At 72.1% G+C, this 25,381-nt stretch carries 19 protein-coding genes; 8 read left to right on the top strand and 11 right to left on the bottom strand.

What is annotated here, in order from left to right:
- Positions 1 to 206 precede the first annotated feature (206 nt).
- Positions 207 to 650 carry a BON domain-containing protein gene (locus tag WME96_RS13385; protein ID WP_437290519.1) on the top strand — a complete coding sequence of 148 codons (444 nt, stop codon included), beginning with the start codon at positions 207 to 209 and terminating at the stop codon, positions 648 to 650.
- 38 nt (positions 651 to 688) lie between these two features.
- Positions 689 to 1,234 (top strand): hypothetical protein, encoded by a 546-nt coding sequence (locus WME96_RS13380; protein WP_061619887.1) that lies wholly within the window; start codon positions 689 to 691, stop codon positions 1,232 to 1,234.
- Positions 1,235 to 1,297: 63 nt separating this feature from the next.
- On the opposite strand, the gene WME96_RS13375 is transcribed toward WME96_RS13380, so the two are convergent.
- Positions 1,298 to 1,897, bottom strand: coding sequence for a cysteine hydrolase family protein (locus WME96_RS13375; RefSeq protein WP_437290518.1), 600 nt, complete (start codon positions 1,895 to 1,897; stop codon positions 1,298 to 1,300).
- Positions 1,898 to 2,098: 201 nt separating this feature from the next.
- Between WME96_RS13375 and WME96_RS13370 the strand changes: the two genes are divergently transcribed.
- Together WME96_RS13370 and WME96_RS13365 are read left to right on the top strand one after the other, a co-directional pair.
- Complete coding sequence (locus tag WME96_RS13370) at positions 2,099 to 3,016, top strand: Ku protein (protein ID WP_437290517.1); 918 nt, start codon at positions 2,099 to 2,101, stop codon at positions 3,014 to 3,016.
- A gap of 82 nt (positions 3,017 to 3,098) precedes the next feature.
- Positions 3,099 to 4,286 carry a putative sensor domain DACNV-containing protein gene (locus WME96_RS13365; RefSeq protein ID WP_437290516.1) on the top strand — a complete coding sequence of 396 codons (1,188 nt, stop codon included), beginning with the start codon at positions 3,099 to 3,101 and terminating at the stop codon, positions 4,284 to 4,286.
- Between the two features lie 35 nt (positions 4,287 to 4,321).
- Here WME96_RS13365 and cheB read toward each other — a convergent pair whose 3' ends face one another.
- The 7 genes from cheB to WME96_RS13330 are packed head-to-tail and all read right to left on the bottom strand — an operon-like array spanning position 4,322 to position 13,973.
- Positions 4,322 to 5,359, bottom strand: coding sequence for a chemotaxis-specific protein-glutamate methyltransferase CheB (cheB, locus tag WME96_RS13360; RefSeq protein ID WP_437290515.1), 1,038 nt, complete (start codon positions 5,357 to 5,359; stop codon positions 4,322 to 4,324).
- Positions 5,356 to 6,186 carry a CheR family methyltransferase gene (locus tag WME96_RS13355; protein WP_437290514.1) on the bottom strand — a complete coding sequence of 277 codons (831 nt, stop codon included), beginning with the start codon at positions 6,184 to 6,186 and terminating at the stop codon, positions 5,356 to 5,358. Before WME96_RS13355 ends, cheB begins: the two co-directional genes overlap by 4 nt.
- Positions 6,187 to 6,196: 10 nt before the next feature.
- Positions 6,197 to 8,557: a HEAT repeat domain-containing protein gene (locus tag WME96_RS13350; RefSeq protein WP_437290513.1), complete on the bottom strand. Its 2,361-nt coding sequence runs from the start codon at positions 8,555 to 8,557 to the stop codon at positions 6,197 to 6,199.
- Positions 8,554 to 11,094 carry a methyl-accepting chemotaxis protein gene (locus WME96_RS13345; protein WP_437290512.1) on the bottom strand — a complete coding sequence of 847 codons (2,541 nt, stop codon included), beginning with the start codon at positions 11,092 to 11,094 and terminating at the stop codon, positions 8,554 to 8,556. The genes WME96_RS13350 and WME96_RS13345 overlap by 4 nt, the downstream gene beginning before the upstream one ends.
- Entirely contained in the window at positions 11,084 to 11,521 is a 438-nt protein-coding gene (locus WME96_RS13340) for a chemotaxis protein CheW (RefSeq protein WP_433935837.1), read from the bottom strand. Before WME96_RS13340 ends, WME96_RS13345 begins: the two co-directional genes overlap by 11 nt.
- Entirely contained in the window at positions 11,518 to 13,593 is a 2,076-nt protein-coding gene (locus WME96_RS13335; RefSeq protein ID WP_437290511.1) for a chemotaxis protein CheA, read from the bottom strand. Before WME96_RS13335 ends, WME96_RS13340 begins: the two co-directional genes overlap by 4 nt.
- On the bottom strand, positions 13,590 to 13,973 hold the full coding sequence (locus WME96_RS13330) for a response regulator (protein ID WP_437290510.1): 384 nt from the start codon (positions 13,971 to 13,973) through the stop codon (positions 13,590 to 13,592). The genes WME96_RS13335 and WME96_RS13330 overlap by 4 nt, the downstream gene beginning before the upstream one ends.
- Before the next feature lie 371 nt (positions 13,974 to 14,344).
- Between WME96_RS13330 and WME96_RS13325 the strand changes: the two genes are divergently transcribed.
- The 3 genes from WME96_RS13325 (at position 14,345) to WME96_RS13315 (ending at position 18,485) form a co-directional block, all read left to right on the top strand.
- On the top strand, positions 14,345 to 16,879 hold the full coding sequence (locus tag WME96_RS13325) for a hybrid sensor histidine kinase/response regulator (protein ID WP_437290509.1): 2,535 nt from the start codon (positions 14,345 to 14,347) through the stop codon (positions 16,877 to 16,879).
- Between the two features lie 398 nt (positions 16,880 to 17,277).
- Complete coding sequence (locus WME96_RS13320) at positions 17,278 to 17,988, top strand: glutathione S-transferase family protein (RefSeq protein ID WP_437290508.1); 711 nt, start codon at positions 17,278 to 17,280, stop codon at positions 17,986 to 17,988.
- A gap of 2 nt (positions 17,989 to 17,990) precedes the next feature.
- Positions 17,991 to 18,485 carry a VOC family protein gene (locus WME96_RS13315; protein WP_437290507.1) on the top strand — a complete coding sequence of 165 codons (495 nt, stop codon included), beginning with the start codon at positions 17,991 to 17,993 and terminating at the stop codon, positions 18,483 to 18,485.
- An 18-nt stretch (positions 18,486 to 18,503) separates the two neighbouring features.
- Here WME96_RS13315 and WME96_RS13310 read toward each other — a convergent pair whose 3' ends face one another.
- Positions 18,504 to 18,884, bottom strand: a complete 381-nt coding sequence (locus WME96_RS13310) for a response regulator (protein WP_437290506.1) — start codon at positions 18,882 to 18,884, stop codon at positions 18,504 to 18,506.
- 80 nt (positions 18,885 to 18,964) lie between these two features.
- A complete protein-coding gene (locus WME96_RS13305) occupies positions 18,965 to 22,057 on the bottom strand; it encodes an ATP-binding protein (protein ID WP_437290505.1) in 3,093 nt (1,030 codons plus the stop codon).
- A gap of 321 nt (positions 22,058 to 22,378) precedes the next feature.
- Between WME96_RS13305 and WME96_RS13300 the strand changes: the two genes are divergently transcribed.
- Complete coding sequence (locus WME96_RS13300; protein ID WP_437290504.1) at positions 22,379 to 23,662, top strand: P1 family peptidase; 1,284 nt, start codon at positions 22,379 to 22,381, stop codon at positions 23,660 to 23,662.
- A gap of 65 nt (positions 23,663 to 23,727) precedes the next feature.
- On the opposite strand, the gene WME96_RS13295 is transcribed toward WME96_RS13300, so the two are convergent.
- Positions 23,728 to 25,221: a glycosyl hydrolase family 8 gene (locus WME96_RS13295; protein ID WP_437290503.1), complete on the bottom strand. Its 1,494-nt coding sequence runs from the start codon at positions 25,219 to 25,221 to the stop codon at positions 23,728 to 23,730.
- Positions 25,222 to 25,381 lie beyond the last annotated feature (160 nt).

Genomic DNA, 25,381 nt, shown 5'->3' with positions numbered 1-25,381 from the left:
GGGGCGCTCCGCCATGAAGCTCGGACCTGAGCGCGGTTACCGCCCTGCGTCGCGGCGGGACGCGCGGCTGAGTCCTCCGCGATGCAGCGCGAAAAAGCCATCTCATCACGCGAGGTGAGCACAACCAGGTTCCGCCCAGGTCACAGCAGCATGCCGACAGGCGCTCTCTTCGCGCGATGGCCCGCGGCTTGCGAGGGCGCCGGGGCATGAACACAGCGAAACTCTTCCTCATGATGTCTCTCTCGATCGCGGCCGCGGCCTGCGATCGAGCGGAAGGCACGCCTCGCTCGGACAACAACACCGCGACCGTGCCGGGTGAGGTCGCCCAGCGGGCGAACAACCCCACGCCGACGGCGGCCGACAACACGGACAAGAACGATCGCGACCGCGATCCCGCCGCGCTGACCCCCGGGGATCAGGGCGAGAACGAGGCCGATCGCACGATCACGCAGAAGATCCGGCAGGCGGTGGTGGCGAACGATACGCTGTCGATGAACGCCAAGAACGTCAAGATCATCACCAACGGGCAGGTCGTCACGCTGCGCGGCCCGGTGAAGAGCGACAAGGAGAAGGCTGACATCGCCGCGATCGCACAAGGGATCCCGGGCGTGCAGCGCGTCGACAACCAGCTCGAAGTGGACGTGGACTGAAACAGTCCCAACTGAACCAGTCCGAAAGGGATGACACCATGGCAACGAAGAAAGCGGTCCTTGGCCTCGTGAGCACGCTCGCTCAGGCAGACATCATCGTCGGTGAGCTACAGCGCGCCGGCTTCCTGACCAGCGACATCTCGGCGCTCTTCCCGGACAAGCACGGGACGCGGGACTTCGCGCACGAGAAGAACACGAAGGCGCCCGAGGGCGCGACGGCCGGCGCGAGCGCCGGCGGCGCGATCGGCGGGACCATCGGCCTGCTCGCCGGCATCGGCGCGCTCGCCATCCCGGGGCTCGGGCCGTTCATCGCGGCCGGCCCGATCATGGCCGCGCTGAGCGGCGCGGCGGCCGGCGCCGCGGTCGGCGGCGTGACCGGCGCGCTCATCGGGCTCGGCATCCCCGAGGTGGAGGCCAAGCAGTACGAGGGCAAGATCAAGGGCGGCAACATCCTGATCTCGGTCCACGTCGAGAACAGCAACGAGCGCTCGCTGGCCAAGCAGGTCCTCGAGCGCGGCGGCGCGACCGACATCGCGGTCCTCAGCGAAGAGGGCATCTCGACGAAGGACAGGGCGCTCGCCTGAGCGCGCCCCGCACCCCTTGACCAAGAGCGGCTGCCCGCCTGGCCCCCGGCCCCCCTGCTGGCGTCAGGCGGGCAGGCGCTCGAGGTCGATCTCGTCGGACGGCCGGATATCGGCCTTGAGGAAGCGCTGCATCTGGCGCAGCGCATACGCGTTGTCCTCCTCGCCCTCCGAAGCCACGCAGTCCGAGGGGACGATCAGCCGGTAATCCCGCATGTAGGCGTCGTTCGCGGTGAACAGGACGCAGATGTTCCCCGCCATGCCGGTGAGGACGAGCGTCTGCACGCCGAGAGACTCGAGCAGGATCTCGAGCGTGGTGCCGTAGAAGCCCGAGTGCTTGGGCTTCAAGACGAAATAATCCTCCTCCGCAGGCCGCAGCAGCGCCGCGACCTCCCGGCCGCGGACGCCGTCCGCCAGGCAGTGCTCGATCTGCCGGTGGAAGTTCGACTGCCAGCGACCGAAGTTGTCGTTCACGTAGACCGCGGGGATGCCGGCGTCGCGACACCGCTGCTTCAGCGCCCGGATGCGGTGCGCCATCGGGAGGGCGTGGGCGAGCAGCCGGTCGCCTTCCGGGAAGTCCAGGTCGTTGATGACGTCGATGAGGAGCAGCGCCGTCCGGCTGTCGTCCGGCGCAGCTCCGTGCAGGTCGTGGGTACGCCGCGGCATGTTGCCTGTTCGTATACAACGAACCCGGTCGAGCGGGGCAGCAATCGTCACGCCGCCCAGCCCGCTGTGGCGAAACGCGACGTCGCCCGAGGACGCACGGCGGAAACGGCTGGATCGGGCCGTCGGCCGCCGGCTTGCATTGCTCTCCGGCGACACACCTCGAACGGACCTCTGGGTGGGACCAGGGTGGAAGGAGAGCGCATGCCGCGCAGCATCTGGAAAGGGAGTATCAGCTTCGGGCTCGTGCAGATCCCGGTGGCCCTCTACCCCGCAGAGGAGCCCAACGAGCTCCACTTCACGCAGCTCGACAAGCGGAACATGACCCCGATCCGCTACGAACGCGTGAACCGGGAGACGGGCGAGCCGGTGAGCTGGGACGATATCGTCCGTGGCTATCCGTACGAGAAGGGCGAGTATGTCGTGATGTCCGACGAGGACCTGCGCCGCGCGAACGTCGAGGCGACGCAGACCGTGGACATCCTCGATTTCGTGGACGAGGCCGACATCGACCCGATGTACTACGACAAGCCGTATTACCTCGCCCCGGCGTCACAGAACAGCAAGAAGAAATCCCCCGTGACGGCGTACGTGCTCCTGCGCGAGGCGCTGCGGAAGACGGGGAAGGTCGGGATCGCCAAGGTCGTGATCCGGACGCGCGAGCACCTCGCCGCGGTGAGGCCGCGCGGCCGCGCGCTCGTGCTGAACCTGCTCCGGTTCGCGCACGAGCTCCGCACCGACGAGGAGCTCGATCTGCCCGAGATGGACGCCGAGGGGAAGGGCCTCGGCAAGCGGGAGCTCGAGATGGCGGAGCGGCTCGTGGCCGAGATGTCCACCGGGTGGAAGCCGGAGAAATACAAGGATGAGTACCGCGACGACGTGATGAAGCTCATCGAGAAGAAGGTGAAATCGGGCCAGACCACGACCCCCGCGGAGGCCTCCGAGGAAGAGGACCGCCCCCGCGACACCGGCACGGTCGACCTCATCGCGCTGCTCAAGAAGAGCCTCGGCGAGAAGGGCGGAAAGGCCGCGAACGACGACAAGAAGTCGAGCGACGCGAGCCCGAAGGTGCGCAAGACGGACACCCCGAAGAAAAAGAGCGGCTCGCGCCGGGCTGCGTAGCGCCGCGCGCCTCGCGGCTCCCCGGGTCGGCGCGGCGGCCGGCCGAGCTGACCCGGGTCGCTCAGGATGGTATATCGAGCTCATGCGCCCCAAGTATCCTGCGGATGTCACCGCTGCATTTCTGGAGCTGGAGGGGCAATCGCAGCTCGCGGGGCATCCGATCGTCTTGAGGCCCAGGGCCGCCGCCGGCGCGCCGAACCTCTCCGAGGCCGTCCTCACGCAGCTCATCGAGACGATGTTCTTCGCGTCCATGGCGACCGAGGAGGGGCGCCTGAACCCGGTCGGGCTCGTCTTCGCCGGGAGCCCGATCGAGTTCGAGTCCGAGGGGCCCGCGTGGGATCTCGTGCGGTTCGGGTCCACGGTGCCGTTCGACGTGGAGCACGTGGCCAACCTGGCCTCGGCGTGCGCGTGGCCGCGCTCCTTCCTCTCCGTGGTGCCGCAGGACGGGTCGCTCGTGATCGCCGGCATCGCGACGCCGCACAGCCGGCAGTCGTTCGACATCGACCAGCTCGTGCGCGTCGTCGTCCCGAAGCCCGGCGTCGTGGCCGTGTACCGCGGCGAATGGGAGGTCGTCCGCTACGAGCGCGGCGCCGTGCGCACGTGGATGCCCAAGCACCGCCCGCAGCTCGACTCGATCGAGAGGACCGTCTTCGGCGAGCACGCGAGGCCGATCGTCCGCCACGTGCGCAACTACCTGCTGCGCATGGTCGAGGCCATGGTCGAGCTCGGGCGCGGAGGGCTCCTCGCCATCCTGGGGCCGGGAGAGGGCCTGCCGCAGCTCTTCGGCGAGGAGGGGAATCCGTTCGACACCGAGGTCAAGCGGCTGGATCCCGCCCTATGCCTCGGGACCGCCATCCTGGAGATCGCCGACGTCCACCGGACCTATCCGCCGGACGAGCCGCGGAAGGCGCCCGCGGCGGGCGCCCCGGACCGGTCGTTGCCGGGCCCCGACCGCGTCCACCGCCTGCTCGACCTGATCGTCCGGCTGACGACCGTCGACGGAGCGGTGGTGATGAGCCACACGCTCGACGTGCTCGCGTTCGGCGCGAAGCTGCCCCCGTCGAAGGGGATCATCTCCGAGATCTTCGCCGCGACGCCCGACCAGCGGATGGACGCGAGCTGGTCGCTCGACGCGCGGGGCACCCGCCACCGCGCGGCCGCGGCGTTCGTGGCGGGGTACCCGGAGCGGATCGCCTTCATCGTCTCCCAGGACGGGCTCGCGGCCACGTTCCAGGAGATCGAGGGCAAGGTCGTTTACTGGCCCTTGTGACGGAGCTTCGGGGCCTCGCTGCGGCGCCGCGCAGATCAGAGGTGGCGCAGGATCAGCGCCGCCATCTCGTCGATGGGCGCCTCGGCCACGGCGAGCCCGGCCTCCTGGACGCGGCGGGGCATGCCATAGACGACACAGGACGACTCGGCCTCTGCGAGGACTCTCCCGCCCACCTTGTGGATCTCGCGGGAGCCCTCCAGGCCGTCGTCCCCCATGCCCGTCAGCACGACGGCGAGGACACCCGCGCCGAACCCGACCGCGGCGCTCGCGAAGAGCAGATCCACCGAGGGGCAATAAAGGGACGTCGTGGAGGCCCGCGCGAAGCGCACGCTGGCGCGCTCGAGCTGCCGCCGGATCTCGAGGTGCTGCCCCCCGCGCGCGATGACCGCGATCCCGGGCCGGAGCTGGAGATCGTCCGAGGCCTCGATGACGGAGATCGCGCTCGCCTCGTCCAGGCGGCGCGCCAGCGACTCGGTGTAGCCAGCGGGGATGTGCAGCGCGACGACGACGGGGACCGGGAGGTCGGCCGGAAGCGCCGTGAGGAGCCGCGTCAGCGCCTGAGGGCCGCCGGTCGACGCGCCGACGACGAGGATCCGCGTGCGCGCCGGCACGGAGGTCACGGAGGGCGGAGGGGGCGCCGGCTGCGGGCCAGGTCCCGCGGCGAGGCGCTTCGCCCCGGCCGCGGCGAGCACCTTGCGGACCAGCTCGTCCGAGAGCTCGAACAGGCGATCGGTCGCGAGCGACGTCGGCTTCTCGACGAGCTCGACCGCGCCCTGCTGGAGCGCCGTGACGCCGAGCTCGCTGTCCGCCTCGGCGTTGCTGACCACGACCACCCGCGGCGCGCCATCGCCCCGCAGGGACCCGAGCACGCCGATGCCGTCGAGGTTCGGCATCACCAGATCCAGGGTGATGACGTCCGGCTTGTAGCGCTCGATCTTCTCCAGCGCGTCCAGGCCATCCATGGCCGTGTCGACGACCTCGATCGAGGGGCTCGCGCCAAGGACCTGCCGCAGGACCTTGCGCACGAAGGCTGAGTCGTCGACCACGAGCACGCGGACAGGTGGGGTCTTCATCGCTCCGTCTTCCGGTACATGAACACGCCGCCCCGCTCCTCGCACGAGAGGGCGGTGCCGAGGCGCAGCAGCGACTCGGAGACCCCGACCAGGAGGACCCCGCCCGCGGCGAGCGCCCCCGAGAGGTTGCTGACCACCCACCGCGCCGTGTTGTCGTGGAAGTAGATGAGCACATTGCGGCAGGCGATCACGTCGAACTGCCCGAGCGACGCGACCTCGGCCGCGTCGAGCAGGTTGATCCGCCGCCAGTCGACCGCCCGCTGGAGCTCGGCGCTCACGGTGACGCGATCGGGCGCCACCTGGAGCCAGCGGGCGGCGAACGCGGGCGGCGGGGCGTTGCTCCGGAGCGAGCGTGGCCCGAACACGCCGGCCCGGGCCCGCGCCAGCGCCCGCGCGCTGACGTCGCTCGCGACGAGCTCGACCTTGTCGAGCAGGCCCCGCTCCGCCAGGAGCATCGCGATCGTGAGCGGCTCCTCCCCTGTCGCGCAGGCCGCCGACCAGATCCGCGGCCGCCCCCCCGCCGCCACCCGCGGCGCGACGAGCTCCGCGATCGCGACCTCGAGCTGCGCGAGCTCGCGGAAGAAATACGTCTCGCTGACGACGAGCGCGTCGATCAGCGCGTCGATCTCGGCCGCGCCCGCCGGGTCGTAGCGGAGGAAGTAGTAGTAATCGAGCAGCGAGTCGAACCCGGCCTCGATGGCGCGCACCGAGACCTTGTCGCCGAGCAGCTCGCGATCGCCGGCCTCGTAGTGGATCCCGATCTTCTCGGCGATGAGCGCGCTGAAGATCGCGAAGACCTGCGGGGAGATGGGGAGGCGGCTCGTCATGACCACGGCGTCATGCCCACTGGGAGAGGACGGAGGCGGACACGCGCCGCACCTCGGGATCCGGATCGGTCCGCGAGGCGAGCTCGACCGCCGCGAACGCCTCCCGCGTGGCCACGGCGGCGAGCGTCGTGGCCGCCGCCTTGCGCGCCGGGGCGCGCGGCAGCCTGAGCGCCTCGAGGAGCGCGGCGTGCGCCTCGGGCAGCCGCATCCGCGCGAGCGCCGCGGTCAGCACGGGCGAGAGCTCGTCGTCCGCCGTCGCCAGCGCCTCGAGGATCCCCTCGACGCGCCCGGGCACGGGCGCGGACAGCGCGGCGAGCAGCGGGGCCGGCGCCCGCGTCGCCACGATCAGCGCGATGAGGCTCCTCGTCGCCTCGAGCCCGGGCCGCCCCGCGATGAAGCTGGTCGCCGTCGCGCGCACGCTCTCGTCGACGTCGGCCGCGGCGCGCACGAGCGCGGGCAGGACCTCGGGCGACGAGAAGCCGGAGATGGCCGAGACGCCGACCAGCCGGGTCGCCACGTCGGGCGACGCGAGCGCGCCGAGCAGCGTCGGCAGCGACTCCTCCCGCCCGGCGATGCCGAGCCCGATCAGCGCCGAGCGCCGCATGTCCGTGTCGCTGTCGCGGGCGGCCTCCTCGAGCGCGGCGAGCGCCAGGTCGCCCTTGATGCCCGACAGCGCCTCGACCGCCGCCACGCGCACCTGGCCGCTCTCGTCCCGGAGCCGCTCGGCGATCGCGCCGGCCGCCGCCTCCCACCCGAGCTTCCCCAGCGACTGGCAGGCGTAGTAGCGGACCCAGGCGTCCTCGTCGCGGAGCCCGCGGAGGAGCGCCTCGATCACGCGCGCGTCGCGCCGCGACGACTGCCCGATCGCCCGCATCGCCACGGCGCGGACCCGCGCGGAGGGGTCGGCCGCCACGCCGACGAGCGCCTCGATCGCCGCGGGCTCCGCGAAGCAGGCGAGGCCGTGGATCGCCCGCTCGCGCAGCCGCATGTCGGGATCGCGGAGGCCCTCGACGAAGAGCGGCAGCGCCGACGGGGGCGCGAAGTAGGCGAGGATCCGGAGCGCCGCGCGCCGCATGGCGGGCGATCCGTCGCGCGCCGCCGAGAGCGCGAGCGCCTCGACCTCCGCGCCGCCGAGGCACTGGATCGCCGCCATCGCGGCGTGGGCCACGCGGGGGTTCGGGTCGTCGAGGAGCGGGAACAGCGCGGACGCCGCGCGCGGATCCGCGATGCGCCCGAGCGCGTCGCACGCCGCCGCGCGGACCTCCGGGTCCGGATCGGCGAGGCAGCGCGCGACGTCGTCCGCGGCCGCGGCGCCGCGCACGAGCGGCAGGAGCAGGAGCCTCCGCGCGCTGTCGCCGTCGCGCAGCGCGGCGAGCACCCGGGAGTCCGCGCTGCGGGAGAGCCGGTAGAGCGCGTCGGCCGCGGCGCTCGCCACGGGGGCCTCGGCGTCGAGCAGGCGGGTCAGATCGAGCAGGACGTCATCGCCCCCGATCGCGCCGAGCACGCCGCAGATCATCGCCTGCTCGCCCGCGTCCGCCCCGGCGAGGCTGTGCGAGAGCCGCCGCGCCGCGCCCGGCGCCGGGACCTCGCCCCGGAGCGCCTCGTCGATCGGCTCGACCGTCCCGTAGTGCTCGCGGTAGCGCTCGCGCAGCTCGGCGAGCGCCACCGCGGCGACGCGCGCGACCGCGTCGCTCGGGCGCGCGAGGAGACGCATCAGCGGCGACACCGCGCTCCGGCTGCCGGTGCGGCCGAGCGCCCGCGCCGCCTCGAGGACGTACCGCGGATCGTCGAGCAGGGCCGACAGCGGCTCGATCGCGCGCGGATCGCCGCTCCGGCCCAGCACGTCGATCGCCGGGAAGACACGGAAGAAATTTCCGCTGGTGACGGCGTCCACGAGCGAGTCGACCGCGGCCCTGCCGCCGACGCGGCCGAGCGCCTCGATCGCGGCGACGGCGACGTTGTCGTCCTCGTGCGACGTGAGCTCCGCGAGGCGGGAGACGGCGCCCGCGCTGGCGCGGCGGCCGAGGATCTGCGCCGCGTCGGCGACGATGGCCGGGCGGGGATCCCGGGTCAGCTCGAGCACGGGCCCGTCGACGTCGCCGAGCGACGCGACGAGCGCGTCGACGGCGGCGGCGATGCGCGCCTCGCTCTCGCGCCGCGCGCTCAGGCAGCCGCAGAGCGGCTGCACCGCCGCGTCGCCGAGCGCGGCGAGCGACGCGATGACGGCCCGCCGCACGGTCCAGCTCGGATCGGCCAGCATCTCGATGAGCGCGGGCACCCCCGCGCCCCCGGACGCGGCGAGGCGGTCGACCTGCTCGACGCGCTGCCGCTCCGGCTCCGAGATGGCGAGCGGGGACCTCCGCAGGCTCACGCGGTCTCCGGCGGCGGCGCGTGGGGCTGCTTCCCGTTCGCCCTGAGGTGCGCGATCGCGGCAGAGACGCCCGCGATCGCGTCGACGTGCTCGCTGTTCGCGTGCCGGATCTTGCCGACCTGCTCCAGGACGTAGCCGGCGTCGGTGGCGACCGCCCCGGAGTCCCTCGCGTGCTTGGCCACGGCGGCGAGCAGCTCGCGCATCGGGTCGCGCAGCCGGGCGATCGAGGCGGCGTGCTGCTCGCTCCGGGCCGCCTGCTCCGAGGCCGCCCTGGCGATGTCCCGCAGCGCCGACGCGTGGCGGCCCGCGCCCGAGCCGAGCGCGGCGACGGACTCCACCTGGTCGGTCACCGCCCGCGCTGTCTGCTTGGCGATGCGGCGCACCGCCTCCCCTTCCTTCACGAGCGCCGACGTCGCCTTGCTCTGGTCCGCCGCCGCGGCGGTCACCGACGCCGCGAGCCGCGCCACCTGGCGGGCCGAGGCCTCGAGCTGCTTCGCGGCCCGCGCCTGCTCGCCGATCCCCCGCGCGGACTGGGCCGACATCTTGCGGACGTCATCCATCGTGCGCGCCACCTCGGCCGCGCCGCCCGCCTGCTCCGCGAGGCCCGCGACCATCCGCTGCGCCGCGCCGGCGGCGTCCTGCGTCAGCGCCGTGATGCTCGCCAGCGCGCGCGTCTGCTCGGCCATGGCGCTGCTGGTCTGGCTGGTCAGCGCGCGCATCTGCGCCGCGACCTTCGCGAGCTGGGACGCCCCCGTCGCCTGCTCGTCCATCGCCCGCGACACCCGCTCGGCGCTCTGGGTGAGCTGCGCGTTGACCTTCACGGCGTCGCGCAGCGCGTGCGCCTGCTCGGCGGTCGCCTCCTTGGTCTGCCGGGCCATGCGGCGCATCTCGGCGCTGCCCTGCGCGAGCGCCTGGACCGCCCTGGTCTGCTCGGCGGCGGAGCGCGCGATCGCCTTGCCCTCGTCGCTCATGCGCGCCGCGGTCTGGGTCAGCGAGCCCACCGCCTGCACCTGCTCGGCGTTCGCGCGGTCGACGTCGCGGATCGAGCGGCCGAGCTCCTCGACGCCCTGCAGGATCGTCGCGAGCGCCCGCTCGGCGTCGCCCGCGAGCCGGGTGCCCTCGTCCGCGACCTTCACGCCGTCGGTCGACGCGGCGACCGCCTCCCGGGCGCTCGTCTGGAGCGCGCGGACGATCTTCGCGATCTCGGCGCTCGAGACGGCGGCCCGGTCCGCCAGGTTCCGGATCTCCTCGGCGACGACGGCGAAGCCGCGGCCGTGCTCCCCCGCGCGCGCGGCCTCGATGCTGGCGTTGAGCGACAGGAGGTTCGTGCGATCGGCGATCAGGTTGATGGTCTGGACGATGTCGCCGATCTCCTCGGCGCGCTTGCCCATCTCCTTCATGACGGCCGCGGAGTCGACCATCGCCTGCCGGATGCTGCCGAGGCCGGCGATGGACCGGCCCACCGTCGACGCGCCCTGGCGGGCGGTCGCGACGCCCTGCTCGGCGGTCGCGCGCGCGGTCTCGACGATGGAGACGATCCGCCGCGTGGCGGTCTCGACCTGCGCCGAGGCCGCGGCGTTGCTGGAGGCGAGGCCGTTGATCTGCTCCGCGCTCTGCGCGACCTGCTGCGCGGTCCGCGCGAGCTCCTCGGCGGCGACCGCGTTCGCCTCGATCGTCGCCGCGTTCTTCTCGGCCGTGGCCGCGACCTCCTCGACCGAGCTCGCGATCTCCGTGATCGTGCTCGCGGTCGTCGACGCGCTCGATTCGAGGGCCCGCGCGCTCTCCGCCACCCCGCGGATCGACCGCGCCATCTGCTCGGCGGTCGCGGCGGTCTCCTCGACCGCGCTCGCCATCTCGGTGGTGTCCTTCGCGACGCGGTTGAGGGAGCCCGTCACGCCCGTGGCGGCGCCGGCGATCGTCGTGACCTGCCCGCCCACGTCCCTGGCGTCGGTCGAGAGGCGGCTGATGCCCTTCGACATCTGCTCGATCGTGGCCGCGATCTCCTCGAGCGACGCGGCGCTGCTCGCGCCGCGGGTCGCCGCCTCCTCGGCGGCCCCGCTCGTGACCGAGACCGAGGCGAGGAGCTCCTCGCTGGAGGACGCGAGCTCCTCCGCGGTGGCGCTCACCGCCTTCACCGAGCGGGCGATCTCCTCGAGCGCCGCCGCGGTGGTCTCCGTGGACTCGGCGAGCGCGTCGGCGTCGCCCTTCACGGCGGAGAGCGCGGGCGAGAGCGCGCCGAGCCCGCTCGTCGTCGCCTCGACGCCCTGCGCGACCTCCGCGACGGCGCCGCTGATCCGCTGCCCCGATCGGGCGAGCGCCTGCGCCGCCGCCGCCTCCTCCTCGAGCTCGCCCGCGAGCGCCCCGACCGCGGCCCCCCGCTCCTTGCCGGTGGCGGCGTGCTCGGCGCCCAGGGCGGCGATCCGCGCGGCCGCCTGCTCGACGCCGGCCGCGGTCGTCGCCGCCTGGCGCAGCGAGCGCTCGGCCTGCTCCGCCTGCGCGAGCGCCCCGTCGATGTCCGCGATTGCCTCACCTGCCATGATCTTGCTCCTCACCGATGACCTTGCCGACGTCGACGAGCATGACGAGCCGCTTGCCGAGCTTCGCAACCGCCCTGACGAAGCCGGCGCTCTCCTCCGTCATCACCTCGGGCGGCGGGCGGAGCTCGTCGGCGGCGATGTTGACGACCTCGCGGGCGCTGTCGACCAGCAGGCCCACGGTGCGGCCTCCGCTCTGGACGACGATGACGCGCGAGTCCAGCGTGGGCTCGATCGTCGGCAGCCCGAAGCGCGCGCGCAGATCGACGACGGGCACGACGCGGCCGCGGATCTGGATGAGGCCGCCGACGTAGGGGCGCGTCCCCGGCACGCGCGTCGCCCCGGTGAACGACTCCATGTGGAGCACGTCCGCCGCGGAGATGGCGTACTCGGTGTCCGCCACCTTGAGGACCACGTGCAGGCCGCTCATGAGGCCACCCGCGCGAGGGCCGCCTGGCCGCCGTGGCCGCCGTGGCTCGAAGAGAGGCGACCGCTGAGCGTCACCAGGTCGAGGACGAGCGTGGGGCGGCCGTCGCCGAGATCCGTCGAGCCGCTCACGCCCGGCACCTTGACGAGCGGGTCCTCCAGCGGCCGCACGACGACCTCCTGCTGGCCGAGCACGCGGGTCACGCCGAACGCGAACGGCGCGCCGCTGCGCCGCACGACGAGCGCCCTGGTCGCGCCGAGGGGCCCGAGGCCGAAGAGGACGCCGAGGTCGACGAGCGGCACGACCTCGCCGCGGCGCTCGATCAATTCAGTACCGCCCCGGGCGCGGCCCGGGGCTGGCAGCTCTGCAACGCCCCGGGCGCGGCCCGGGGCCGGGCCGCGGAAGAGCCGGGCAGGGTCGATCTCCATGACCTCCTCGACGGCCGCGACCGGCGTCACGAACGGCTGGTCACCGCACAGGAACGAGAAGGCGTCGATGATGGTGAGCGTGAGCGGGATCCTCAGGGTGAAGGTGGTGCCGGCGCTGCGCGCCGTGCTCACCGTGAGCTCGCCGCCGAGCTGCTCCACGGCGATTCGCCGGACGATGTCCATCCCGAGCCCGCGGCCGCTGGTCTTTGTCGCCTGGTCGAGCGTCGACAGCCCGGGCAGCGTGATGAGATCGAGCAGCGCCGCGTCGGTCTCGGGCGCGGGGCGGCCGGCGCGCCGCGCCACCAGCGCGCGGTCGATGCCGCGGCCGTCATCAGCGACGCTGAGCTCGAGCTGGTTGTTCGAGCGCTCGAAGCAGGAGACCCGGATCACGCCCTCCTCGGGCTTGCCGAGCCGCCGCCGCTCGGCCGGCGGCTCGATCGCGTGATCGACCGCGTTGCGGAGCAGGTGCACGATCGCCGGGAAGATGCGCTCCGCCACGGCCTTGTCGAGCTCCGCCTTGCCGGCGTCGATCTCGATCCGGACCTCCTTGCCCGTGGCGCGCCCGAGGCCGCGCACGACCAGCGGCACGCGCTCGAGGAGCTCGGTCACCGAGATCATGCGCGCGCGCATGATGGCGCCGCGCAGGTCGCGGAGCTGGCGGTCGTGCTCGCGGAGGATCTCCGCGAGATCGCGGACGTCCACCCCGCGGGCGCGCAGATCCGAGGCCGCGCGGGCGAGCCGGAACCGCGTGACGACGAGCGCCGACAGCTTGTCGAGGGCGTCGTCGAGGCGCGCCACCTCGACGCGCACGACGCCGCGGAGCTGGGGCTCCCGCTCCGCCGGCTCGTCGAGGTCCTGCTCGATCGGGTCGGCGACGGCCAGCGGGGCCGGCGCCGCCACGGTGAGCGGGCGGACGACGTCGGCGGCCGCCGCCCGCGCGACATCCTCGTCCGGGGCGCTCGTGAGCACGAGCAGCGCGAACGCGATGCCGCCCGGCGCGCTGTCGCTCGCCGGGACCGAGAGCGGGATGACCTTGACGATCTCGGCGATCTTGCCGACGCGCTCGCGGACGCTCGTGATGTTGAGCCCCTCGGCGGTGCGCGCCGGCGACGGGACGAAGTCGACCCGCAGCGCGCGCCGCCCGCCCGCCACGCCCTGCGCGAGCTGCATCCGCTCGCTCGGCCCGAGCTTCGCCAGGATCTCGGGCTCAGCGCTGATCGTCGGCGGGGGCGGCGGCGGCGCGGCGGCGACGTCGAGCGAGGAGAGCGCGTCGAGGAGCGCGGGCGCGGCCGGCGGCACCGGCTGCTTGTTGGCGAGCGCCCGGGTCCGCTCCTCGATGGCCCGGAGCCCGCGGACCAGCACCTCGATCGCCGGGGCGGAGAGCCGCCCCGCGGCCCGGTCCGCCGCCCGGAGCACGGTCTCCATGCCGTGGGCGATGTCGACGATCGGCTCCACGCCGACCATGGCGGAGAGGCCCTTGATCGTGTGAAGAGAGCGGAACAGCTCCCGGATCGCCTTCGGGTTCGACTCGCCGGTCCGGACGGCGGCCTCGGCGGCGAGGAGGTTCGCGGTCGACGCGGAGAGGTGCTCTTCCACCTCGACGAGGTAGCCGGCCACGAACTCGTTGACGTCGAGCGCGTCGCTCATCCTGCGTTCGGGGCGCCATTCTCCAGCAGCGACCGCACGCTCGCCAGGATGGCGTCGGGCGTGAACGGCTTCGTCATGAACTCGGAGGCCCCCGCGCCGAGCGCCCGGGCGCGGGACTCCTCATCGCCCCGGGTGGTCACCACCAGAATGGGCAGGCCCCGCAGCTTGTCCTGGCCCCGGATGAACTCGATGACCTCGATTCCCCCGATGTCGGGCATATTCAGATCGAGGACCACGAGATCGAACGGACGCAGCGAGAGCGTCTCTATCGCCTCGAGCCCGCTCGCCGCGTGCGCGAACGTGTACTGATCGGCCCGCAGGCAGGCCACCACCATCTCGCGCATCACTCTGCTGTCGTCGACGACGAGGATCTCTGCCACAGCGGTGCTCGACCGAGGGAATAACCGGCCTGCACGCGAGGTGTCAATTGAGCGCCGGAGCGTCGTTCAAAGAATCAGGGATCTCCCGTCGGACGCGTCCCGAAAACCAGGTTCGGTGCTCGCGCGGCGATGCCCGGCGCGGTGCGCGCTACGCGCTGCGCCGCGTTGCGCGGTGCACGCTGATCACGGACGCTCGCGTCGATCGACGCATTCGGCGGGCGTCGCGCTTGCGTCGCCGCGGCATGTCGATCAGATGAGACTGGGCGTTAACGACTCGCGAGGACCTAACGCCGCTACGCGCCTCGGTCCATCCTGGAGAGCGGCCCCTCCGGGGGGCGGAGTCTCACGTCCCCTGCTGCTCCTGGAGAACCATGAACCGGCCAACGACGATGGATTTCCTGATCGCGGACGCGCTGCGAGACGCGAACGCCGCGCGGCGCCCCACGGCGGCGGGGCCAGGAGCCGCGCAAGGGGTCTCGGAGCCTCCGCCGAGCGAGCGCGCGGCGCGCGCGATCGTCTGGATCGTCGACGATTCGCCGCTGGAGGCGGAGATGGCGGCGCGCGCCCTCGCCGCGCGGTACGAGGTCCAGGTCTTCACGGACGGCGCGGTGATGCTCGAGCGCATGTGGGGCAGCGATATCCCGGATGTCCTCGTGCTCGACCAGGTGATGCCGGGGATGTCCGGCACCGAGATCTGCACGCTCCTCCGGTCGTGCGCGGCCACGATCGGGCTCCCGATCCTCATCCTGACCGTGGCCGGGCAGGAGCAGGACCTCGTCGAGGGCCTCACCGCAGGCGCCGACGATTACGTGGTGAAGCCGTGCCCCTCGGCCGCCCTCTCGGCGCGCGTCGGGGCGCTCGTCCGCTCGAAGCGGCTCCGCGAACGGGCAGAGCGGGCCGAGCAGGTCGCGGCGGTGGAGCGCGATCTGCTGCGCGCGCTCATCGAGCAGAGCGGCGACGGCATCATGGCGATGGACGAGCGCGGGGTGATCCGCATCTGCAACCAGGAGGCCCAGCGGCAGCACGGCGTGGCCGAGCGCGACGCCGTCGTCGGAGCGGTCTCGATCAACGCGTACGAGCTGCTGGCGCTGGACGGGCGGCCGCTGCCCCTCGACGAGCGCCCGCTGCGCCGCGCGCTCCGGGGCGAGAAGGTCGAGAACGCGCGCTGGCTGGTGGCGCGCCGGGATGGCTCGATCCGCGCGCTCGCCGGGACGGCGTCGCCGCTGCGGGGCCCCGACGGCTCGGCGGCGGGCGCCGTGCTGATCACGCGCGACGAGACCGACGCGCTCGAGTCGGAGCGGGCGCTCCGGGCCAGCGAGGAGCGCTACCGCGGGATCATCAGCGCGCTCGAGGAGGGCATCACGGTCCAGGACGAGCGCGGGATCATCCGCACCGCGAACGCGAGCGCCGAGCGGATCCTCGGGCGATCCGCGGCGCAGATCGTCGGGTCGAGGACGCTGGGCGGCTCGAGCGGGGCCGTCCGCGAGGACGGCACGCCGATCCTCCCCGAGATGTATCCGTCGGAGATCGCGCTCCGGACCGGCGAGCCCCAGTCGGGCGTCGTGCTCGGCGTCGAGCGGCCTCGCGGCCCGGTGCTGTGGCTCTCGGTGAACGCGCAGCCGCTCCGCGGCCCGGACGGGTCGATCGCCGGCGTCGTCTCGTCGTTCTTCGACATCACCGCGCAGAAGCGGGCCGAAGAGGAGCGGAGGGCCCTGCTCGCCGCGGCGCAGGCGGCCCGCCGAGAGGCCGAGACCGCGAGCCACCTGAAGGACGAGTTCCTGGCGACGATGAGCCACGAGCTCCGCACGCCGCTGACGGCCGTCCTCGGCTGGGTCCGGATGCTGCGCACGGGCAAGCTCGCCGAGGATCGGCGCGAGAGGGCGCTGGAGACGGTGGAGCGCAACGCGCAGGCGCAGGCGCAGCTCGTCGACGATCTGCTCGACATCTCGCGCATCATGGCGGGCAAGCTCCGGCTCGACGTGCAGCCGGTCGAGCTCGTGGCCGTGATCGACGCCGCGCTCGAGGTGGTGCGGCCGGCCGCCGACGCGAAGGGGGTGAGGCTGGAGCCGCTCCTCGACCCCGGCGTGGGCCCGGTGGCGGGCGACGCGGGGCGGCTGCAGCAGGTCGTCTGGAACCTCCTCAGCAACGCGGTGAAGTTCACGTCGCGGGGCGGGGTCGTGCGCGTCCGGCTCGAGCGCGCCGAAGGGTCGGCGGAGATACTGGTGTCCGACACCGGTCAGGGCATCGATCCCTCGTTCTTGCCTTACGTGTTCGAGCAGTTCCGGCAGGCCGAGAGCGGCACGACCCGCAAGCACGGGGGGCTCGGCCTCGGGCTGACGATCGTGAAGAGCCTGGTGGAGATGCACGGCGGCACGGCGCAGGCGCTGAGCGACGGGGAGGGCCGGGGCGCGACGTTCATCGTGCGGTTGCCGCTCGCGGCCCAGCCGGATCGCGCGGGCGACCGCCGGAGGCCGGGGCTCAGCGGGCTGTCGGGCGAGAGCGACCGTCCGCCGGAGCTCAGGGACCTCAACGTGCTCGTGGTGGACGACGAGGACGACACGCGCGAGCTGCTCGTCACGATGCTCGAGCAGTGCGGCGCGCGCGTGACGGCCGTATCGTCCACGGCCGAGGCGCTGCTCGCGCTGAGGGCGCTGCAGCCTGACGTGCTCGTGTCCGACATCGCGATGCCCGGGGAGGACGGCTATGCGCTCATTCGCAAGATCCGCGCGCTCCCGGCGAAGAGCGGCGGGCGGACGCCGGCGGTCGCGCTCACGGCGTACGCGCGCACGGAGGACCGCACGCGGGCGTTGCGGGCCGGGTTCAACACGCATGTGCCCAAGCCCATCGAGCAGGCAGAGCTGCTCGCGGTGCTCGCGAGCTTCGCCGGGGCGAGAGAAGAGACGTAGGTGGTGCCGGGGAGCCCGGCCCGAGGAGAGGGTGTTCGTGGCGCGGGGTGGGGCCCCGCCGAACTCGCCTGGGCGATGTCTCCTCCGGCAGAGCCGGAGGAGACATCGCCCAGGCTCAGACATCGGCCCATCCCCACCCCGCGCCACGAACACCCTCTCCTCGGGCCTACCGTCGTCACGATATCAGAGCAGACATCGGTCCATTCCCTCTAGCCCCTCGCATTTGCTGGATTTTCTCATGCGGGCAAGATCACAGGGAAGACCAGGTCCACTCGACCCGGTCCTGAGGTCGGAACATCGGAATTTCCTTGACGCTTACAGATGCTTCAGGATTCCTACCCGCCGAGACGCCGTCAGGTGCAGGTTCGTGAAAGCCGGTTCGCTTCATGGAGGCTGATATGGCCATCGATCCCAGTTTTCCGATCAAGATCACCGCGTTCGAATGGGTGCCCGAATTCGCGCAAGGTCAGGTGCGGGACCTTCGCGTGCGCTGGGCGCTCGAGGAGGTCGGCCAACGCTACGAAGTGCAGTACCTCGCGCTCGGCGAGCACAAGCAGCCGCCGCATCGCGCGCGTCACCCGTTCGGCCAGGTGCCGACCTATCAGGACAACGAGGTCACGCTGTTCGAATCGGGCTCGATCGTGCTGCATATCGCGGAGCGGTTCGGAGGACTGTTGCCCGACGACCGCGCGGCGCGGGCGCGCGCGATCCAGTGGATGTTCGCAGCGCTCAACACGATCGAGCCGCCGCTCATGGACTATTCCATCGTCACCCTCTTCGAGGCCGGCAAGCCGTGGTCGGAGCCGCGCCGCCCCGCGGTCGAGGCGCGGATTCACGAGCGGCTCGGCGAACTGTCACAACGGCTCGGCGACCGGCAATGGCTCGACGGCGACGGCTTCACGGCGGGCGATCTGCTGATGGTCACGGTGCTGCGGATCGTCGAGGGCAAGGGGCTGGTCGAGCGATACGACAACCTCGCCGCTTACATGGCGCGCGGCATCGCGCGCCCGGGCTTCAAGAAGGCTCTGGCCGACCAGCTGTCGGGGTTTGCCCAGACACCGCCGCCCGAAGCGTCGGCGTGGATGGAGAAGCAGCAACAAGGAGAGTAACGATGAACAAGAACACGATCTGTCTGTGGTACGACCGCGACGCGGAGGAGGCCGCGCGCTTTTACGCCCGGACCTTTCCCGATAGCACGGTCGGCGCGGTGCACCGGGCGCCGTCCGACTTTCCAGGCGGCAAGGTGGGCGACGTCCTGACGGTCGAGTTCACGGTGTGCGGCGTGCCGTGCCTTGGCCTCAACGGCGGGGACACGTTCAAGCAAAGCGAGGCGTTCTCCTTTCAGATCGCCACCGAAGACCAGGCGGAGACCGACCGTTACTGGAACGCGATCGTCGGTAACGGCGGCGCGGAGAGCGCGTGCGGCTGGTGCAAGGACAGATGGGGCCTGTCGTGGCAGATCACGCCGCGCGTCCTGACCGAGGCGATGGCCAGGGGCGGCGATGTAGCGAAGCGCGCGTTCGAGGCGATGATGGAGATGCGAAAGATCGACGTCGCCAAGATCGAGGCGGCGGTGCGCGGCGAGGCCCCGCAGTCTCCGGGCTGACGGCGCGTCGACGACGACTCACCCCCTCCGGCAGCTCCGCTCGATGATGTCCATCAGCTTGAGAAGGTCGAACGGCTTGCTGATGATCGCGTCGGCGTCGATGGCGGCGCGATCCGTGCCGCCGCGCGCGGTCATGACCACGATGGGCATGGAGGCGAGCGCCGGGTCGCGCTTCTGCTCGGCCCGGAACTGGAATCCATCCATCACCGGCATCATCAGGTCGAGCAGGACCAGCGCGATCGACGAGGGATCGCCGCGAAGGTAAGCGAGGGCCTCGAGCCCGTTCGCCGCGGACGCGACCGAGTAGCCTTCCTCCTCCAGGAGCTCGCTCAACGTCCGGCGAATCGCCGCGTCGTCATCGACGATCAAGATGCGCTTGCAAGGGGGGCTCATCGTCATGCGGAGTCGCTCCGTTCGGAGACGGCAGGGGCGGGGCGGCGCCGGGCGGGATCCCGCAGAGCACACCGCGCCCGGGCGCCTCAGGCCGACAGGCCGCGCCGTCTCGAGGCGCCTGGGCCGGCGAGCGGAAGGGTGACCTTGAAGGTCGAGCCCTCGCCGGGGACAGAGCTCGCCTCGATCAAGCCGTCCAGCGCCTCGACGACCTGCCTGGAAATGTAGAGCCCCATGCCGAGACCACCATAGTTCCGCGCGGATACCGCGCGCTCGAAGCGGCCGAAGATCCGGCCGATGTGCTCCGGCGCGATCCCGATACCGTGGTCCGCGATCGTCAGCGTGGCCGTCGAGGACGTCGAGGTCACCGCGATGTCGATGGGCTTTCCCTGGCCATACTTGAGCGCGTTCGAGACGAGGTTGTCGACGACCTGCTCGAGCCGCGACCGATCCCACTGCCCGGCGGCGTCGTCGTCCGCGCTCACCGCGATCCGGGAGCCCGACTCGGCGAGCTCGCCGCCCTCGTGGCAGCGAGAGACCACCTGCCGGACGATGTCCGACAGCCGGACCGGCTCCAGATCGAGGGCGAGGCGACCCGCGGAGATGCGGGAGACGTCGAGGAGGTTGTCGACGAGCCGGCGCAGGCGCTCGCTCTGCCGGCGAACGAGCCCGAGCCGGCTCGTGAGCCACGAGAGGTGCTCCCGGTCGCAGCAGAGCTCCGGCGCGCGGCGCATCAGGATCTGGATCTGCAGCGACAGCGGGGTGAGCGGCGTCTTCAGCTCGTGAGAGGCGATCGACAGGAACTCGTCCCGGAGGGCGATCGCGCGCTGGGCGTCGTTGTAGAGTCGCGCGTTGTCGACGGCGAGCGCGCAGCGGCGCGCCAGCTCCTCCGCGGCCGCGAGCTCCGTCGGGCCGTACCGGCGCCCGGGCCGCGAGGTGATGAAGGTGAGCGTCCCGAAGGCCCGCTCCCGCGTCGCGAGCGGGACGCACATGAACGAGCGAGCCCCGACCTCCCGGATCACCCGGAGGTGATCCTCGTCCTGCGCGATAGCGCGCATGTGCGCGTCGGTGAACGGATCGATGAGCACCGACCTCCGCTCCAGGAGCACCCTGGACTGCGCGCTGTCGCGCGAGCCGTCGAGCACGGGCGCGAACCGCTTCGCCTCCTCGGCCAAGGCCGCCTGCGCGGGGTCCGCGCAGCCAACGCCCACCCGCCGAAAACCGCCGCCCTCCTCGTCGTCCTGCTTCAGGTCGACGAGGCAGAAGTCGGCGAGGACGGACACCGCGAGCTGCGCCACCCGCGCGAGCGTCGTGGGATAATCCAGGGAATCGGTGAGCATCACGCTCGCCGCGTCCAGCAGGCGAGGCAGCTCCTGCGCGCGCTCCCGCTCCGCGGCCTCGGCCGCCGCCCGCCGCATCCGCGCCATCTCGAGCTGCGTCCGGACGCGGGCCAGGAGCTCGCGCGCGGAGAACGGCTTCATCACGTAATCGTCCGCCCGCGCCTCGATCGCCTCGACGACCGCGTCCTCCCCGGTGCGCGCGGACACGAGCACCACGGGGATCATGCTCGTCCTCGGGTCCGCCCGGAGCTCCCGGAGGAGCGAGACGCCGTCGAGGCCGGGCATCATCACGTCGCTCACCACGAGGTCCGGCGGGCGCGCGAGCGCCGACGCGAGCGCCGAGCGCCCGTCGGCGGCCGCCTCCACGCTCCACCGCCGCGCCAGGAGGTGGACGAGGTACTCGCGCATGTCCGCGTTGTCGTCGGCGACGAGGATCCGGAGCTCGCCCTCCCGCGGGCACGCCTCCGGCGCCTCCCCGGCCTTCGCCCCCGGCTCGCCCGCGGCCCGCGCGGGCAGGCCGCCCTCCTCCTGCGCCCCGTCGCCGCGCGCGCGCGCCGGCCACCGGGACGGCTCGATCGCGTGCAGGCGCGCGCTCGACGCCGCCGTCGCCGTCGCGCAGCTCCCCGTCGCGGCGACGCGCTCCGGCGGCAGGTGCGCGCGGCCCCACGGGACCGACACGGTGAACGTGCTCCCCTGCCCCGGCTCGCTCGAGGCCCGCAGGGAGCCCCCGTGCACCTTGACGAGCTCCTGCACCAGCGAGAGCCCGATGCCGGTGCCCTCGATGCTCCGGCAACGCAGGCCGTGCACGCGGTGGAACCGCTCGAAGATGCGCGGCAGCTCGTCCGCCGGGATCCCGGCGCCCGTGTCGCGCACGGACAGCTCGACGCCGTCCCGGTGCGGGCGCAGCGAGACCGCGATCTGCCCCTCGAGCGTGAACTTGAAGGCGTTCGACAGCAGGTTCGAGACGATCTTCTCCCACTGCGCCCTGTCGACATAGACGGGCTCCGGCAGCGGCGGGCAGTCCACGACGAGCGTCAGGCCCGCGGCCTCGACCAGCGCGCGGAACGAGCTCGCGAGCTCCTCGGTGAGCTGCGCGAGGTCGGTCGGCTCGAACGAGGTATCGAGGCGCCCCGCCTCGATGCGGGAGAAGTCGAGCAGCGTGTTCACGAGCCGGAGGAGCCGCAGGGCGTTCCGCCGCGCCGCCGCGAGGCCCTCGCCGGCGAGCGCCCTCGCCGGGCGGGACAGCGCGTCCTCGATGTGCCCGAGGATGAGGGTGAGCGGGGTGCGGAACTCGTGGCTCACGTTGGCCACGAACTCCGTCTTGAGCCGGTCGAGCGTCGCGAGCTCGTCCCGGTGCCGCGCGACCTCCCGCTCGAGCCGCCGCTGCTCGGTGACGTCCCGCCCCTCGGCGATCATGAAGACGACGTTGCCCTGCCGGTCCTTGACGGGGTTGATGTTGAAATCGATCGTGATGCGCTCCTTGCCCTCTTTGCCCCCGATGATCTCCGCGTCATACCGGACGAACTCGCCGCGCGCCGCGCGCCGCACGGCGTCCTTCAGCCGCTCCTGGCCCTCCGGCGAGCCCCGCCACCAGGGGCAATCCCAGAATGGCACTCCGTGCACGTCTCTCCGCGACACGCCCGCGCCGTGGACCGACGGATAGTTCGACTCCCAGTTTGTCCCGTGAGCGTCGAGCAGGCCCCAGAACTGAAAGGCGCTGTTCATCGCGACCCGCGCCGCGAGGAGCCGCATCAGCCCCGACTCGCGGCCAGGGCTCGCGCGCGCGATCTCCTGCTTCAGGAGCTCCGTGTCGCGGAGGAGGTGGTCCTCGGAGTCGTCCACCGGTCCAACACAGGCGAGATCTTCCAGACCCTGGACGAATTCGCGCCCTTCTGACCGTTCCTCGCTCGACCGCTGTTCCATCCGTCCGCTCATCACGCCTTGCGGCCCCGCTCGACGCGGGAGACAGCTCATCCCGAGCGCTTAGTGAAGATCGTTGATCGCGCAAGGTCTGATCGGCCCGCCGCGGGGCGCGCGAGCCCTTGTGGACGGGCGCGGCAGCGGCGCTGGGGCGGGCAAGCGGGGCAGCGGCGCTGACGCGGGCAGGCGGGGCGAGGGCGAGGGGCGGCCGCGGCCGCTCGGCGATCGGCTATCGTCGCGCCCATGCCCCGTCGCCCCAGCCTCTCCGCCGGCGCGGCGCTCGCCGCCGCGCTCCTCGCCCCGCCCTGCCTGCTCTCGTGCGCCGCGCCCCGGACTCTGGCGCCTCCGCCGCTCCCGGCGGCGCGCCCTGCGCCGCCCGCGAGCCCGGCGGCGGCGCCCGCCAGCGGCGCGCGCCGCCGCGCCCGGGAGCTCGGCATCGCGATCGGCCGGCTCCCCCCGGGAAAGCTGAACGCCATCACCGATGTCCCCGGCGTGCGGGTCGGGCACGTCACCCACCATCGCGGCGCTGGCCGGCTCGTCCCGGGCGAGGGGCCGGTGCGCACGGGCGTGACCGTCATCCTGCCGACGTCGGACGACTTCTGGCACAGCAAGGTCCCCGCCGCGAGCTTCACCCTGAACGGCAACGGGGAGATGACTGGCCTGCACTACGTCAACGAGTTCGGTGTCCTCGAGACACCGATCGTCTTCACCAACACGCTCGCCGTGGGGCGCGCGCTCGACGGGGCGACCCGGTACATGCTGCGGCGCTTTCCGGCCATCGGCGTGGACGAGCCCACGGTCGCGCCCATCGTCGGCGAGTGCGACGACAGCACGCTGAACGACATCCGCGGCCTGCACGTGTCGGCCGAGGACGTGCTCACGGCCGCGGCGCGGGCGGCGGACGGGCCTGTCCAGGAAGGGGCGGTCGGCGGGGGAACCGGGATGATCTGCTACGATTTCAAGTGCGGTATCGGCACGGCCTCGCGCGCGCTGCCGGAGGGCGCGGGCGGGTTCATCGTGGGCGCCATCGTGCAGGCCAATTTCGGGGCGCGGGGCGAGCTGCGGGTCGACGGGGTGCCGGTCGGCGAGGAGATCCGCGATCTCTTGCCCGTACCGGACTACCACGGCGAGGGCTCGCTGCTCGTCGTGGTCGCGACCGACGCGCCGCTGTCCGCGCGGCAGCTCGGCAGGGTGGCGCGGCGGATCTCGCTCGCGGTGGGGCGGACAGGCACGGTATCGCGCGACGGGAGCGGGGACCTCTTCCTGGCCTTCGCGACGGGGAACCGGATCCCGGCCGAGGCCAGGGAGCTGATCCGGACGCTCCGCGAGGTGGACGACGGGCGGCTGAACCCCCTGTTCCAGGCGGCCGAGGAGGCGGTCGAGGAGGCCATCCTCAACGCGATGACGACGGCGACGACGACGTTCGGGTACGACGATCACGTCGCCCACGCCATCCCCCTCGACCGGCTGCGCGAGGTGATGCGGCGGTACGGGAGGCTCAGGGAACCGGCGCGAGCGGCGCGCTGAGCGGGACGTGATCGTCGCGCGCCGCTCCGCGGCCGCCCTGCGCGCTCCCGCACCTCCCCGCCGGTCTAGCGCTTGCCGGCAGCAGCAGCAGACGCCGCGGGCTGCGCAGGCGGCGCGATGACGCGGAACTTTCCGCTCAGGTGCAGCAGGGACATCGTGTACAGCATGCCGTCATAATATCGCCACTTGCCGGTAGGCGCCTCGCGTTGATACACGTCCTCGACGAAGCGCCAGGCCCGCGGATGGGTGGCGGCCAGCGCCGCGACGCCGTTCATCGACACGAGCCCGAGCGAGTCGTGCTCGACGATCGGCTTGCCTTCGAGGGTGAAGTTCGCCTTGTACTTGGGGCCCTGCGACTCGAAGAACGCGAGGAGCCGATCGCTCAGCTCGGTCTCCCGCGGATCCTTCGCCCACCACGCCGCGTCCACCGACCAGTTCATCGCGGTGCGGAACGCGTCGTAACGGAAGTTGGCGGTCCCTGCGTCCCAGGAAGCGGCCTTCGGGGTACCATCGAAGTTGGCGTAGTCCGGAGCGAGCCCGGTCTTCGGATGGGTCGTCTTGACGAAGAAATCGCGGCTCACCTTGGCCGCCTCGGCCCAGAACGCGCGATCCGCCTCGGGTCCCCAGAGGGCCCAGAGCTCATAAAACGCAGGCAGGTGATACGATGGATCGGTGTGATCGCCGTTCTTCGAGAAGTTGTTCGTGTCAGGCGTGAACCGCACCATCTTGTTCTCGGGATTGAAGAGCGAGACCAGCGTGGCTTTGCGCTTGTCTGCGTTGACCGCTCCCGCGATGGACTTGCGGTTCTTCATCACGTCGAGCAGGTTCAGGGCCTCCTTCCGGTAGTCGTAGATGCCTTTTCCGTTCCCCCAGCGATGGGACGCGAACAGCAACGCCGTCGCGAAGTACTCCTCCGCGTCGGGGGCAGGGTTCTCATCGATGGCCGTGCCATCCGGGCGCATCTGCCAGGAGAAATAGCCGAAGCCGGGGTGACGCGGCTCCGCGTGATACATGTGAGACTTCGCCCAGTTCCACAGAGCGTCGAAGTCATCTTTCCGATCGACCTGCACGGAGATCATCATGCCATAGGACATCCCCTCGGAGCGGACGTCACCATTGCCGATGTCCATGATGTATGCCTTGGGACCGTTCGCGTTCTTGCCCGCCGCGAACATGACGGCTTCTTCCTTGGGATCGCCGTGGAACAGCTGCGTGTAGGCCTTGGCGATCTTGGCGTCGATCTCGGCAGGCTTGTGTCCCAGCTCGGCAAACAGGTTGCGATACTCGCCCGTGAAGTACGCTCCTTTGGCCGCAGGCCGGAGCGGCGGCCCCAGGGGCGCAGGCTCCGCCGCCGGGGACGCCTGAGCCGTCGCCGGGGCCCCCTGCGCCGTACCGCCCTGATTCGAGCTGCCGCCCGGAGCCGCGCTGCTGGTTTGATCGGTTGCGCTCACCTGATTGGGAGATCCAACCTGGCTGCCCTGGTTGCTGGGCGCGCAGGCGATCACCGTGAGCGCGAACCATGACGATGCGACCGGAAACTTTATCATTCGCAAGTTCATCGCTGTCCTCATTGCCGAGCTCGGCATCCTATAGGAAACGTGCTCGGTGTCAACATCGCTGACGGGACCACATGTGTCATGCTCGCGAGTCGCGCCCTGCGGACCACCCCCGCGAGCGCCTCCGCGGAAGCTGCCAAGGTGTCTCGACACGGCATCTACC

This window comes from Sorangium sp. So ce406, assembly GCF_051474675.1.
In the GTDB taxonomy this organism is placed as follows: Bacteria; Myxococcota_A; Polyangia; order Polyangiales; family Polyangiaceae; genus Sorangium; species Sorangium cellulosum_G.
This window is presented reverse-complemented; position numbering and strand designations above follow the sequence as displayed.